The organism is Buttiauxella gaviniae (assembly GCF_040786275.1).
Classification (GTDB): domain Bacteria; phylum Pseudomonadota; class Gammaproteobacteria; order Enterobacterales; family Enterobacteriaceae; genus Buttiauxella; species Buttiauxella gaviniae_A.
This window is the reverse complement of sequence record NZ_JBFMVT010000002.1, coordinates 2,124,958-2,139,112: the sequence shown is the minus strand read 5'-3', so window position 1 is coordinate 2,139,112 and position 14,155 is coordinate 2,124,958. Positions and strand designations below refer to the sequence as shown.

Sequence of the window (14,155 nt, the reverse complement as noted above, 5' to 3'; positions counted from 1 at the left end):
AAAATCCCCCTTTATTATTAATTAACGCCGCGTAGAGATATTTCTCCACCGACCCAAGGTTTTATCACGCCATCCTGCTCTAATAGCAGACCACCTTGTTCGTTGATCCCACGAGAAATACCGTAAATTTCTTTATCACCTATAATTAACTTTACCTGACGGTGAATAAAATTATCCAGCAATTCCCAACGCGGTAAGAAAGGTGCTAAACCTTCGTCTTCAAACAGGTGTAATGCTTTGCGTAGTTCTTTTATGATTCTGATAGCCAGCGCATTACGATCAATATTAATTCCTGCTTCCTGAAGATTAATCCACCCTTGATTAATCATATCTGTCGCTACATTACGCATTGCCAGGTTGATCCCTGCCCCGATAACAATCTGAGCGGCATCACCCGTTTTACCGGTCAACTCAACCAGAATACCCGCAAGCTTGCGATCGTTGAGATACAAATCATTTGGCCATTTGACTCTGACTTTTTCAGCACCTAATTCACGTAGCACTTCGGCCATAACGATTCCAATAACAAGGCTCAAACCCACAGCGGCCGCAGGCCCCTGTTCAAGTCGCCAGTACATAGAGAGGTAGAGATTGGCGCCAAACGGTGAAAACCATTGTCGGCCTCGACGCCCGCGACCCGCCTGCTGATATTCAGCAATACAGGCATCACCAGATTGGAGTGTTTCAAGCCTGTCGAGCAAATATTGATTAGTAGAATCAATAACCGGCAGAACCGCAACAGAACCTGTTTCAATCTGCGACTTTATCAATTGTTCATCAAGTAGCTGGATAGGATCGGGTAGGCTATATCCTTTCCCCGGGACGGTAAAAACATCCACCCCCCAATCTCGTAGCGTCTGAATATGTTTATTTATTGCCGCGCGGCTCATACCGAGCTGCTCACCTAATTGCTCGCCAGAATGAAACTCACCGTCAGAGAGAATACGAATCAGCGTTAGAGGGATTTTATTATCTTTCATGCAATAGTCTCCACTGCGCTAACCTCGCCATTTGCCGCAATGAAACGCACCTCAGGTTCCAGCCATACATTGAATTTTTCACCGACGCACTGACGAACATGATGAGCTAAATCCACAACGTCCCGGCTGGAAGCATCCATTTCATTAATCAGCACTAAAGCCTGTTGTTTATGAACAGCAGCCCCTCCAACGTTATAACCTTTTAATTGGCACTGATCGATTAGCCACCCTGCGGCTAGTTTTACTGAACCATCTGGTTGAGGATAATGAGGAATTGTCGCGAATGTTGACAGTAACTCAGCCGCCTGATCCGCTGCAACTACCGGATTTTTAAAAAAGCTACCTGCATTACCGTTGATGCGTGGGTCAGGAAGTTTTGTCGTTCGCATGTGGCAAACAGCATTGAAGACGTCCTTCGGAGTAACATTCGCGACATCAAGGCGAGTTAAATCCCCATAGGTTAATACTGGTTGCCATAGTTTTGGCAAACGTAATCCAACGGCGGTTATTACGTAATGGTTTTGATATTCATGCTTAAAGATACTGTCACGATAGCCGAAGCGGCATTGTGAATTATCGAGGCGATGCATTTCACCCGTCAGCAAATCTACACAATCCACATAATGGCAGACACTTTTAAGTTCAACACCGTAAGCGCCAATGTTCTGAATAGGTGAGGAGCCCGCACAACCTGGAATTAATGCTAAGTTTTCGAGCCCAGGCATATCTTTCTGCAAGGTATACTCAACTAATTGATGCCAGTTTTCCCCAGCCCCAACATGCAGATGCCAGGCATCGGCATCTTCGGTAATCTCTATTCCTAAAATGCGGTTGATGATTACAGTCCCGGAATAGTCTTCAAGAAAGAGAACATTGCTTCCCTCTCCCAGGATCAAAACTGGCTTGTTTGCAGCGACTGTCTCACTCCAGGCATTAGTTAGTTGTTGCACTGTTTCAGCAACGATAATTCGTGACGCGTCAGCCTGAATACCGAAAGTATTGAAAGGTTTAAGAGAAGTGCTCATGTTAGGTATTTTTCCTGAGTTTTAACTCGGTTAGTTTACCTTATATAGCGTTGATTGGCTTGCGTAGCGGGGTTAATGCATAGGAGATCGTATAAATCGCAGACGGCAAAAAGCCCTGCACGTCAGTGCAGGGCTTCTTACTTGATTGGAGCCTGGCAGTTCCCTACTCTCGCATGGGGAGACCCCACACTACCATCGGCGCTACGGCGTTTCACTTCTGAGTTCGGCATGGGGTCAGGTGGGACCACCGCGCTAGTGCCGCCAGGCATATTCTGTTTCATTAACCGTCACCTCCCGGGTGACCGTTAATCTAAATCCGGAATTCAGCTGAAAATTAAAATCAAATCTCTCTCACCAAAACACCTTCGGTGTTGTAAGGTTAAGCCTCACGGATCATTAGTACTGGTTAGCTCAACGTATCGCTACGCTTACACACCCAGCCTATCAACGTCGTCGTCTTCAACGTTCCTTCAGGAGCCTTAAAGGCTCAGGGAGAACTCATCTCGGGGCAAGTTTCGCGCTTAGATGCTTTCAGCGCTTATCTTTTCCGCATTTAGCTACCGGGCAATGCCATTGGCATGACAACCCGAACACCAGTGATGCGTCCACTCCGGTCCTCTCGTACTAGGAGCAGCCCCCCTCAATTCTCCAGCGCCCACGGCAGATAGGGACCGAACTGTCTCACGACGTTCTAAACCCAGCTCGCGTACCACTTTAAATGGCGAACAGCCATACCCTTGGGACCTACTTCAGCCCCAGGATGTGATGAGCCGACATCGAGGTGCCAAACACCGCCGTCGATATGAACTCTTGGGCGGTATCAGCCTGTTATCCCCGGAGTACCTTTTATCCGTTGAGCGATGGCCCTTCCATTCAGAACCACCGGATCACTAAGACCTGCTTTCGCACCTGCTCGAGCCGTCACTCTCGCAGTCAAGCTAGCTTATGCCTTTGCACTAACCTCACGATGTCCGACCGTGATTAGCTAACCTTCGTGCTCCTCCGTTACGCTTTAGGAGGAGACCGCCCCAGTCAAACTACCCACCAGACACTGTCCGCAACCCGGATCACGGGTCTACGTTAGAACACCAGCCATTAAAGGGTGGTATTTCAAGGTTGGCTCCACAAGAACTGGCGTCCTCGCTTCAAAGCCTCCCACCTATCCTACACATCAAGGACCAGTGTTCAGTGTCAAGCTATAGTAAAGGTTCACGGGGTCTTTCCGTCTTGCCGCGGGTACACTGCATCTTCACAGCGATTTCAATTTCACTGAGTCTCGGGTGGAGACAGCCTGGCCATCATTACGCCATTCGTGCAGGTCGGAACTTACCCGACAAGGAATTTCGCTACCTTAGGACCGTTATAGTTACGGCCGCCGTTTACCGGGGCTTCGATCAAGAGCTTCAGCTTGCGCTTAACCCCATCAATTAACCTTCCGGCACCGGGCAGGCGTCACACCGTATACGTCCACTTTCGTGTTTGCACAGTGCTGTGTTTTTAATAAACAGTTGCAGCCAGCTGGTATCTTCGACTGCCTTCAGCTCCACCCGCGAGGGGTTTCACTTACCGACAGCGTGCCTTCTCCCGAAGTTACGGCACCATTTTGCCTAGTTCCTTCACCCGAGTTCTCTCAAGCGCCTTGGTATTCTCTACCTGACCACCTGTGTCGGTTTGGGGTACGATTTGATGTTACCTGATGCTTAGAGGCTTTTCCTGGAAGCAGGGCATTTGTCACTTCAGCACCGTAGTGCCTCGTCGTCACACCTCAGCGTTATACAGAAGTCCGGATTTACCTAAACTTCCCGCCTACATGCTTAAACCGGGACAACCGTCGCCCGGCCAACATAGCCTTCTCCGTCCCCCCTTCGCAGTAACACCGAGTACAGGAATATTAACCTGTTTCCCATCGACTACGCCTTTCGGCCTCGCCTTAGGGGTCGACTCACCCTGCCCCGATTAACGTTGGACAGGAACCCTTGGTCTTCCGGCGAGCGGGCTTTTCACCCGCTTTATCGTTACTTATGTCAGCATTCGCACTTCTGATACCTCCAGCAGCCCTCACAGGCCACCTTCGACGGCTTACAGAACGCTCCCCTACCCAACAACACCTAAGTGTCGCTGCCGCAGCTTCGGTGCATGGTTTAGCCCCGTTACATCTTCCGCGCAGGCCGACTCGACCAGTGAGCTATTACGCTTTCTTTAAATGATGGCTGCTTCTAAGCCAACATCCTGGCTGTCTGTGCCTTCCCACATCGTTTCCCACTTAACCATGACTTTGGGACCTTAGCTGGCGGTCTGGGTTGTTTCCCTCTTCACGACGGACGTTAGCACCCGCCGTGTGTCTCCCGTGATAACATTCTTCGGTATTCGTAGTTTGCATCGGGTTGGTAAGCCGGGATGGCCCCCTAGCCGAAACAGTGCTCTACCCCCGAAGATGAGTTCACGAGGCGCTACCTAAATAGCTTTCGGGGAGAACCAGCTATCTCCCGGTTTGATTGGCCTTTCACCCCCAGCCACAAGTCATCCGCTAATTTTTCAACATTAGTCGGTTCGGTCCTCCAGTTAGTGTTACCCAACCTTCAACCTGCCCATGGCTAGATCACCGGGTTTCGGGTCTATACCCTGCAACTTAACGCCCAGTTAAGACTCGGTTTCCCTGCGGCTCCCCTATACGGTTAACCTTGCTACAGAATATAAGTCGCTGACCCATTATACAAAAGGTACGCAGTCACCCCATAAAGAGGCTCCCACTGCTTGTACGTACACGGTTTCAGGTTCTGTTTCACTCCCCTCGCCGGGGTTCTTTTCGCCTTTCCCTCACGGTACTGGTTCACTATCGGTCAGTCAGGAGTATTTAGCCTTGGAGGATGGTCCCCCCATATTCAGACAGGATACCACGTGTCCCGCCCTACTCTTCGAGTTCACAGAAGGTGTATTTTTGTGTACGGGAGTATCACCCTGTACCCTGCGACTTTCCAGACGCTTCCACTAATACACAAACTGATTCAGACTCTGGGCTGCTCCCCGTTCGCTCGCCGCTACTGGGGGAATCTCGGTTGATTTCTTTTCCTCGGGGTACTTAGATGTTTCAGTTCCCCCGGTTCGCTTCGTTAAGCTATGTATTCACTTAACGATAGTGTGACGAATCACACTGGGTTTCCCCATTCGGAAATCGTCGGTTATAACGGTTCATATCACCTTACCGACGCTTATCGCAGATTAGCACGTCCTTCATCGCCTCTGACTGCCAGGGCATCCACCGTGTACGCTTAGTCGCTTAACCTCACAACCCGAAGGTGTCTCGTGAGACACAATCGGTGTCGTGAAAATTTGAGAGACTCGAACACACCTCACTTCCTTTCTTATTACGGAGAAAGGAAACAGTGTGTCGTTTCAATTTTCAGCTTGTTCCGGATTTTTAAAGAGCAAATATCTCAAACGTGACTGATTAAGTCAGTTTTGAGATATTGAATGAGCGTGAAATAATGGTGGAGCTAAGCGGGATCGAACCGCTGACCTCCTGCGTGCAAGGCAGGCGCTCTCCCAGCTGAGCTATAGCCCCATCGATTTCGTAAAACCTTTGATTTACCCATAATTCATGGCTGGCCAAAGCGCAGCGTCACGTAGCATACTTAATGTATGTGAGTGATGCTGTAATGCAGGACAGGCGAGAATTTGGTAGGCCTGAGTGGACTTGAACCACCGACCTCACCCTTATCAGGGGTGCGCTCTAACCACCTGAGCTACAAGCCTATAAGGTTTTACTGCTCGTTTTCTATCAGACAATCTGTGTGAGCACTACGCAAGTTCGTATCTTTCAGGTAAGGAGGTGATCCAACCGCAGGTTCCCCTACGGTTACCTTGTTACGACTTCACCCCAGTCATGAATCACAAAGTGGTAAGCGCCCTCCCGAAGGTTAAGCTACCTACTTCTTTTGCAACCCACTCCCATGGTGTGACGGGCGGTGTGTACAAGGCCCGGGAACGTATTCACCGTAGCATTCTGATCTACGATTACTAGCGATTCCGACTTCACGGAGTCGAGTTGCAGACTCCGATCCGGACTACGACGCACTTTATGAGGTCCGCTTGCTCTCGCGAGGTCGCTTCTCTTTGTATGCGCCATTGTAGCACGTGTGTAGCCCTACTCGTAAGGGCCATGATGACTTGACGTCATCCCCACCTTCCTCCAGTTTATCACTGGCAGTCTCCTTTGAGTTCCCGGCCGGACCGCTGGCAACAAAGGATAAGGGTTGCGCTCGTTGCGGGACTTAACCCAACATTTCACAACACGAGCTGACGACAGCCATGCAGCACCTGTCTCACAGTTCCCGAAGGCACTAAGGCATCTCTGCCGAATTCTGTGGATGTCAAGAGTAGGTAAGGTTCTTCGCGTTGCATCGAATTAAACCACATGCTCCACCGCTTGTGCGGGCCCCCGTCAATTCATTTGAGTTTTAACCTTGCGGCCGTACTCCCCAGGCGGTCGACTTAACGCGTTAGCTCCGGAAGCCACTCCTCAAGGGAACAACCTCCAAGTCGACATCGTTTACGGCGTGGACTACCAGGGTATCTAATCCTGTTTGCTCCCCACGCTTTCGCACCTGAGCGTCAGTCTTTGTCCAGGGGGCCGCCTTCGCCACCGGTATTCCTCCAGATCTCTACGCATTTCACCGCTACACCTGGAATTCTACCCCCCTCTACAAGACTCAAGCTTGCCAGTTTCAAATGCAGTTCCCAGGTTGAGCCCGGGGATTTCACATCTGACTTAACAAACCGCCTGCGTGCGCTTTACGCCCAGTAATTCCGATTAACGCTTGCACCCTCCGTATTACCGCGGCTGCTGGCACGGAGTTAGCCGGTGCTTCTTCTGCGAGTAACGTCAATCACTGCGGTTATTAACCACAATGCCTTCCTCCTCGCTGAAAGTACTTTACAACCCGAAGGCCTTCTTCATACACGCGGCATGGCTGCATCAGGCTTGCGCCCATTGTGCAATATTCCCCACTGCTGCCTCCCGTAGGAGTCTGGACCGTGTCTCAGTTCCAGTGTGGCTGGTCATCCTCTCAGACCAGCTAGGGATCGTCGCCTAGGTGAGCCATTACCTCACCTACTAGCTAATCCCATCTGGGCACATCTGATGGCAAGAGGCCCGAAGGTCCCCCTCTTTGGTCCGAAGACGTTATGCGGTATTAGCTACCGTTTCCAGTAGTTATCCCCCTCCATCAGGCAGTTTCCCAGACATTACTCACCCGTCCGCCGCTCGCCGGCAAAGTAGCAAGCTACTTCCCGCTGCCGCTCGACTTGCATGTGTTAGGCCTGCCGCCAGCGTTCAATCTGAGCCATGATCAAACTCTTCAATTAAAAGCTTGATTTGCTTACAATGAGTAAGCGGTGCTCAAAAATTAACTTTCGTAATAATTCAACTAAATGAATTACTGCTTGGTCACTCTTCAAGACTTGATATTTTTTTGATACCCGGAGGTATCTGAGATATCAATCCTGCGAGTGCCCACACAGATTGTCTGATAAATTGTTAAAGAGCAGTGAGTTAGGCGCTTTCGCTTGCTAACTCGAGGTGGCGTATATTACGCTTTCCTCTTTCAGAGTCAAGCGATTATTTCGCGCTTCACTCCAACTAACCAGCCGGTTTGTAAGCCGTTGTGCCGTGTCAGTGGAGGCGCAGTATAGGGATTTTCTGGAGGCTGACAAGTATAAAATGCAAAATAATTACTAAGCGTCTTTTTTTTCAGCAAAACGGGTGTTTTGGACACTATCTGCTGTTTAAGTGAGCTATTTCATGGGCGAAACGCGCCACCTGAGACCAATCGGTATAAACCACTTCTTTACTGGTATCCGTTTCACCGCCGGTCATTTTCATAATCAAACGGATCATAAGGAGGTCATACCAATGATATCGCGGATAACGCAGCGCGCCAGCAAACACAGCGCAGTGATTTGGTTGCCACGGAGAGGTCAGCAAGAACTTACGCGTATAAGAGTTAGTTTGCGGGGAACGCTTCTCGGGTTTGCGGGCGACCAGGTTCACAGAGAAGAAAGCGCTCGGGATCGTATTCAATGCTTGCTGATGCTTTTTCACAAACGCAGCTACTGAAGAATGAAAATGCCCGTAACGAATAGACGCGCCGATAATGACGCGCTCGTAGTTTCCCCAGGCGATATCGCCACTGCGATGCAGGTTAACGACATCACTCTCAACGCCCAGCTCTTTCAGTTCAGATGCTATATAAGAAGCAATCTCGCGAGTCTGACCATCACGGGTCGAAAATAGAATCAAAGTTCTCACTACAGGCTCCAGTTACTCTCGCCAGAAAGTTGGCGTAAACAGTACGAGTAAAGTAAATACTTCAAGACGGCCAAACAGCATGTTGGCAATCAATATCCATTTCGCCACTGGATTCATGCTGGCGAAGTTGTCCGCCACGACGCCCAAACCTGGGCCGAGGTTATTCAGCGTGGCCGCAACTGAAGCAAATGCCGAGAAGTCATCCACACCAGTCGCAATAATGGCGAGCATACTGACGATAAACACCAGCGCATAAGCCGAGAAGAATCCCCACACGGCTTCCAGAATACGTTCTGGTAGCGCACGGTTCCCAAGCTTAATGCTGTAAACCGCATTTGGGTGCACCAAACGTTTCAGCTCACGGTTGCCCTGTTTGAACAACAGCAGGATTCGGATGACCTTCAAACCACCACCCGTTGAACCCGCACAGCCCCCGATAAAAGCAGAGCACAGCAGCAACACCGGTAAGAAAAGTGGCCAACGGGCGATGCTATCTGTGGTAAATCCAGCCGTCGTCGCCATCGAAACCACCTGGAAGAATGCCTGGTTCACCGTGAGCAATGCCGATTGATAGGTATTATGGAACCACAGCACCAGAGTGCAGATAACCACTAGCGTCAGTTGCACTCCGATAAACATGCGGAACTCAGGGTCACGCCAGTAAACTTTTAAATTACGCCCGCTTAATAAGGAGAAGTGCAGACCATAGTTACAGCCTGAGATCAGTAAGAAGATAGCAATAATAGTATTGATGGTTGGACTGTCGAAATAACCGATACTGGCATCGTGAGTAGAGAATCCCCCGATGGCAATAGTCGCAAAGCTGTGGCCTATTGCATCAAACGCTGGCATCCCAGCAAACCAAAGCGCCAACGCACATGCAACCGTCAGCAAAACATAAATGATCCACAACGTTTTTGCGGTATCCGCAATTCGCGGACGCATTTTGTTATCTTTAAGCGGCCCCGGCATTTCCGCACGATAAAGCTGCATCCCGCCGACGCCCAGAATCGGCAGAATCGCCACGGCAAGCACAATGATCCCCATACCGCCAAACCATTGCAGCATTTGCCGATAAAACAGAATCGCATGCGGAAGCGAATCGAGGCCGACAAGCGTCGTCGCACCAGTGGTTGTTAAACCTGAGAACGATTCAAAGAAGGCATCGGTGATAGTTAAATTCGGCTGCTCCGCAAAGATAAAGGGCAATGCCCCCACGCTCCCCAGCACCGTCCAGAACAAGACGACGATCAGGAAACCTTCTCGCGGTTTCAGTTCGCTTTTTTGCCGCCGGTTAGGCCACCATAGAAACGAACCAATAATCAGTGCGACGAAAAATGTCTGGGTGAAAGCACGGCCAGCACCATCGCGATAAAGTAAGGCAACCAACCCAGGGATTATCATGGTCACAGAGAAAAGAATGACTAACAGACCAACGATTCGGGTTATGGCGCGAAAATGCATTTCAGCCGCTTCCTTAACTATCAATAAATAACGAGAGGGAATTATTGTTCAGCCGGCAACAAATGCAATGCACCGCGGCTAAAATCAGCAAGTCTGACTGAGAAGTCAGCAAATTTCGCGTGTGGTAACGCGATACGTAATAATACAAACGCTTGAAAATCACTTTGCACGAGAACTCCATTGCATTGTTTAAGCAACGCTTCAATTCCCGCGAGCTGCGCATAATCACACTGCAAAGTATATTCGGTTAATGGAACTTTGAGCACTGTAGGCAATTGATTTAATGCAGCCTGTACTCCGCCGCCATAGGCTTTAACCAGGCCGCCTGTTCCAAGTTTAATACCCCCGGAATAGCGGACGACCACTGCGGTTATTTCACCAATACCACTGCCCATAAGCTGGGCGAGCATTGGTTTCCCTGCGGTACCGGCTGGCTCACCATCATCCGAGAAACCTAATTGCTGCGAGTCATCCGGCGCACCAGCCACCCAGGCCCAGCAATGATGCCGGGCTGCGGGGTGTTCGGAACGCACTTTTTCAAGAAAAGCTTTTGCCGCTACTACGCCAGCCGTATGAGCGACCAGCGTAATAAAACGGCTTTTCTTGATTTCCTCACTGAACGTGACGGACTCAGCAGGAATAAGCCAACTATCCATTACGCCAGCTTCAGGTCACGCGTCATATTTTCAATGCTATTTTCGTGAACAACCACGTTGTCTTCAATGCGCACGCCGCCGAATGGTTTCATTGCTTCGATGCGCTGCCAGTCAAAGTGCTTGCTGTATTGCCCCTCTCGCCATGGAGCAAGCAGAGATTCAATGAAGTAAATGCCAGGTTCGATGGTCAGCACCATGCGTGGTTCCAGAATACGGGTGCAGCGCAGATACGGATATTGCGAAGGCGCGGCAAGATGCGTGCCGGTATCATCCTGCATGAAGCCTGCGACATCATGTACCTGCAAACCTAACGGGTGGCCCAGGCCATGCGGCATAAATGGCCCGGTAATACCGGTTTCAACCATCGCTTCTTCGCTAATCCCAGTCACCAGCTTATGGCGATTCAACAGTTTTGCGATACGTTGATGGAACTGAATATGGTAATCGGTGTAGCGCACGCCTGCTTTCAGGGTATCGATTAACGCAAGTTGTTCGGCGTTAACATCTTTCACCAGTTGAGCATAATCGTTATCGCTATTAGCCGACCAGGTGCGCGTCAAATCTGCGGCATAACCGTTGTATTCAGCCCCTGCATCAAGCAAGAAGCTGCGCATTTCGGAAGGAGCACGATTATCCAGTTTGGTGTAATGCAATACAGCGGCATGCTCATTAAGCGCCACGATATTGCCATAAGGAACATCGGTATCGCGGTGCCCGGTTGCAGTTAGATAAGCCTGATTGATGTCAAACTCGCTCATGCCAGACAGGAAGGCTTCGTGCGCTGCCTGATGGCCGACCACAGCCGTTTTCTGTGCTTCACGCATGCATGCCAGTTCATAGTCAGTTTTATAGGCACGATGGTAATGCAGATAATCAATCACCCCTTTCGGGTTGATGTTGGCGGATTGAATCTCAAGCTGCAAAGCACGCTCAGGCACCGGTCCGATGTAACCGACATTGCCACGAGCAGCAGGCAGTTGGCTGCCAATGCCGTCAGCTTTTGGCAGAGCAATCACTTCAATTTCGTCAGTCCAGAAGGATTCTGGCAGCGGTTCAACGTTATGCCAGTAATCAACCGGGAGGTAAAACCACAATTTCGGCTTATTAACGCCATCCACCAGCAGCCAGCAGTTTGGCACTTGTGTTACCGGAACCCAGGCTTTGAACTGCGGGTTAACTTTGAACGGATACGGATGATCGTCGAGGAAGACGTTAATGAGCTCGCCCGAGTGAATCAACAGCGCGTCAAGGTTGAAGCGCGCCAGAACATTGCGGGTGCGTTCCTGCAAGGTTGCCACATGATCTTTATAAAGTGAGGCCAGTGAATCCATGATTTACCCTTCTGTTTTTTTATAACCTGAACGCCACGCATCTTAGCACACCGTAAAGTTCGCGAACTTATTTCCAGCGGCTGTGATCATCTTTGCAAATATTTAAAGAGTCATTTGCATTTCATTAACATAAATTCCACACTCACCTCCATCTGGTACGACCAGATCCCATTGCTGGATTCAGGAGACTGACATGCTCTACCAAGGTGAAACCTTACATCTCGACTGGCTGGAAGATGGCATCGCAGAATTGGTATTCGATGCACCCGGCTCAGTGAACAAACTCGACACCGCGACCGTAGCAAGCCTGGGTCACGCGCTGGATGTGCTGGAAAAGCAGCCGAACCTAAAAGGCCTGCTGCTGAGTTCCAATAAAGCCGCATTTATAGTTGGCGCGGACATTACCGAATTCCTGTCGCTGTTCCTGGTCCCTGCGGAACAACTGACCCACTGGCTGCAATTCGCCAACAGCGTATTCAACCGCCTGGAAGATCTGCCCGTCCCAACCATTGCGGCGGTAAATGGTTATGCCCTTGGCGGCGGCTGCGAATGCGTGCTGGCAACAGATTATCGTCTGGCAACGCCGGATGCCCGCATCGGTTTGCCTGAAACTAAACTTGGCATCATGCCGGGCTTTGGCGGTTCAGTGCGCTTGCCGCGTATGCTGGGTGCCGATAGCGCGCTGGAGATTATCACCGCCGGAAAAGATGTCAGTGCGACTGAAGCACAAAAAATCGGCCTGGTTGATGGCGTAGTTAAAACTGAAAAGCTGCGCGACGGCGCACTGGCGATATTACGTCAGGCGATTAACGGCGATCTGGACTGGAAAGCCAAACGCGCACCAAAACTGCAGCCACTGAAGCTGAGCAAAATTGAAGCCACTATGAGCTTCACCATTGCCAAAAGCATGGTGATGCAAATTGCAGGCAAGCACTACCCTGCTCCGATGATGGCAGTCAAAACAATTGAAGCGGCAGCAAGATTAGGCCGTGACGAAGCATTACAACTGGAGACTCAAAGTTTCGTGCCATTGGCGCGATCCAATGAGGCCCGTGCGCTGGTCGGGATTTTCCTTAACGACCAATACATAAAAGGTCAGGCGAAAAAGCTGACTAAAAATACCGAAACCCCGAAACAAGCCGCCGTTCTTGGCGCCGGGATCATGGGCGGAGGCATTGCTTACCAGTCAGCCTGGAAAGGCGTACCGGTATTAATGAAGGATATTAACGAGAAGTCGCTGGAGCTGGGCATCAACGAAGCCAGCAAACTGCTCAACAAGCAGCTGGAACGCGGCAAGATCGACGGCATGAAACTGGCTAGCGTGATTGCCACCATCCACCCGACACTGGATTACGCAGGTTTTGAGCGTGTCGATGTGGTGGTTGAAGCCGTTGTTGAAAACCCGAAAGTGAAAAAAGCCGTTCTGGCGGAAGTGGAAGATAAAGTGCGCCCGGACACTGTTCTGGCCTCTAACACCTCTACCATTCCTATCAGCGAACTGGCGAACAGCCTGAAGCGCCCGGAAAACTTCTGCGGAATGCACTTCTTCAACCCGGTGCATCGCATGCCGCTGGTCGAAGTGATTCGTGGCGAGAAAACCTCTGAGCAAACTATCGCTAAAGTCGTGGCGTGGGCCAGCAAAATGGGCAAAACACCTATCGTTGTGAACGACTGCCCAGGCTTCTTCGTCAACCGCGTGCTGTTCCCGTACTTTGCAGGTTTCAGCCAGTTAATGCGTGACGGCGCCGATTTCCGCCAAATCGACAAAGTAATGGAAAAGCAGTTTGGCTGGCCGATGGGCCCGGCATATCTGCTAGACGTGGTTGGTATTGATACCGCGCACCACGCGCAAGCTGTTATGGCCGCTGGTTTCCCACAGCGTATGCAAAAAGATTACCGCGATGCGGTTGATGCGATGTTTGATGCGGGTCGCTACGGCCAGAAAACTCAACAGGGTTTCTATCGCTACAAACAAGACAGCAAAGGCAAACCGCGCAAAGAGCAAGATGAGGCCACCGATAGCCTGCTGGCTGATGTGAGCAAACCACGCCACAACTTCAGCGACGAAGAGATCATCGCTCGCATGATGATCCCAATGGTTAACGAAGTGGTGCGATGCCTGGAAGAAGGCATTATCGCAAGCCCGGCAGAAGCGGATATGGCGCTGGTTTATGGCCTGGGATTCCCTCCGTTCCACGGCGGTGCATTCCGCTGGTTAGACACCATCGGCAGCGCCAAATATCTCGACATGGCTCAGCAGTATGAACATCTTGGCCCGCTATACCAGGTACCAGAGGGTCTGCGCGCGAAAGCTTCCCGTAACGAGCCGTACTATCCACCGGTTGAGCCTGCGCGCCCAGCTGGTGTCCTGAAAAGTGCCTGAGGAGTGATT

Annotated in this window: 7 protein-coding genes, 2 tRNA genes and 3 rRNA genes; 1 reads left to right on the top strand and 11 read right to left on the bottom strand. The window is 50.6% G+C overall.

From position 1 onward, the window contains the following. Nucleotides 1-17: 17 nt before the first annotated feature. From birA to pepQ, 11 genes are all read right to left on the bottom strand, one after another. Nucleotides 18-980 (bottom strand): bifunctional biotin--[acetyl-CoA-carboxylase] ligase/biotin operon repressor BirA, encoded by a 963-nt coding sequence (birA, locus tag AB1E22_RS10605; RefSeq protein WP_367595292.1) that lies wholly within the window; start codon nucleotides 978-980, stop codon nucleotides 18-20. Beyond that, the gene (gene murB / locus AB1E22_RS10600; protein ID WP_367595291.1) at nucleotides 977-2,005 is read right to left on the bottom strand and encodes a UDP-N-acetylmuramate dehydrogenase; all 1,029 of its coding nucleotides are present in this window, start codon (nucleotides 2,003-2,005) and stop codon (nucleotides 977-979) included. The genes birA and murB overlap by 4 nt, the downstream gene beginning before the upstream one ends. Nucleotides 2,006-2,155: 150 nt before the next feature. After that, nucleotides 2,156-2,271 (bottom strand): 5S ribosomal RNA (gene rrf / locus AB1E22_RS10595). Nucleotides 2,272-2,380: 109 nt separating this feature from the next. Further along, nucleotides 2,381-5,288: ribosomal RNA gene (locus AB1E22_RS10590) — 23S ribosomal RNA — on the bottom strand. Between the two features lie 203 nt (nucleotides 5,289-5,491). Continuing rightward, nucleotides 5,492-5,567: transfer RNA gene (locus tag AB1E22_RS10585), tRNA-Ala, on the bottom strand. Between the two features lie 114 nt (nucleotides 5,568-5,681). After that, nucleotides 5,682-5,758, bottom strand: a tRNA-Ile gene (locus AB1E22_RS10580). A 69-nt stretch (nucleotides 5,759-5,827) separates the two neighbouring features. Continuing rightward, nucleotides 5,828-7,369: ribosomal RNA gene (locus AB1E22_RS10575) — 16S ribosomal RNA — on the bottom strand. The 16S, 23S and 5S rRNA genes sit together here with 2 tRNA genes alongside, the layout of an rRNA operon. A gap of 409 nt (nucleotides 7,370-7,778) precedes the next feature. Continuing rightward, nucleotides 7,779-8,312 carry a menaquinone-dependent protoporphyrinogen IX dehydrogenase gene (gene hemG / locus AB1E22_RS10570; protein ID WP_367595290.1) on the bottom strand — a complete coding sequence of 178 codons (534 nt, stop codon included), beginning with the start codon at nucleotides 8,310-8,312 and terminating at the stop codon, nucleotides 7,779-7,781. Between the two features lie 12 nt (nucleotides 8,313-8,324). Next, nucleotides 8,325-9,776: a Trk system potassium transporter TrkH gene (gene trkH / locus AB1E22_RS10565; protein ID WP_367595289.1), complete on the bottom strand. Its 1,452-nt coding sequence runs from the start codon at nucleotides 9,774-9,776 to the stop codon at nucleotides 8,325-8,327. A gap of 41 nt (nucleotides 9,777-9,817) precedes the next feature. Then, on the bottom strand, nucleotides 9,818-10,432 hold the full coding sequence (locus tag AB1E22_RS10560; RefSeq protein ID WP_367595288.1) for an IMPACT family protein: 615 nt from the start codon (nucleotides 10,430-10,432) through the stop codon (nucleotides 9,818-9,820). Then, a complete protein-coding gene (gene pepQ, locus AB1E22_RS10555) occupies nucleotides 10,432-11,763 on the bottom strand; it encodes a Xaa-Pro dipeptidase (RefSeq protein WP_367595287.1) in 1,332 nt (443 codons plus the stop codon). The genes AB1E22_RS10560 and pepQ overlap by 1 nt, the downstream gene beginning before the upstream one ends. Nucleotides 11,764-11,956: 193 nt before the next feature. Here pepQ and fadB point away from each other — a divergent pair, with 193 nt between their 5' ends. Continuing rightward, entirely contained in the window at nucleotides 11,957-14,146 is a 2,190-nt protein-coding gene (gene fadB / locus AB1E22_RS10550) for a fatty acid oxidation complex subunit alpha FadB (protein ID WP_367595286.1), read from the top strand. Nucleotides 14,147-14,155: the final 9 nt, after the last annotated feature.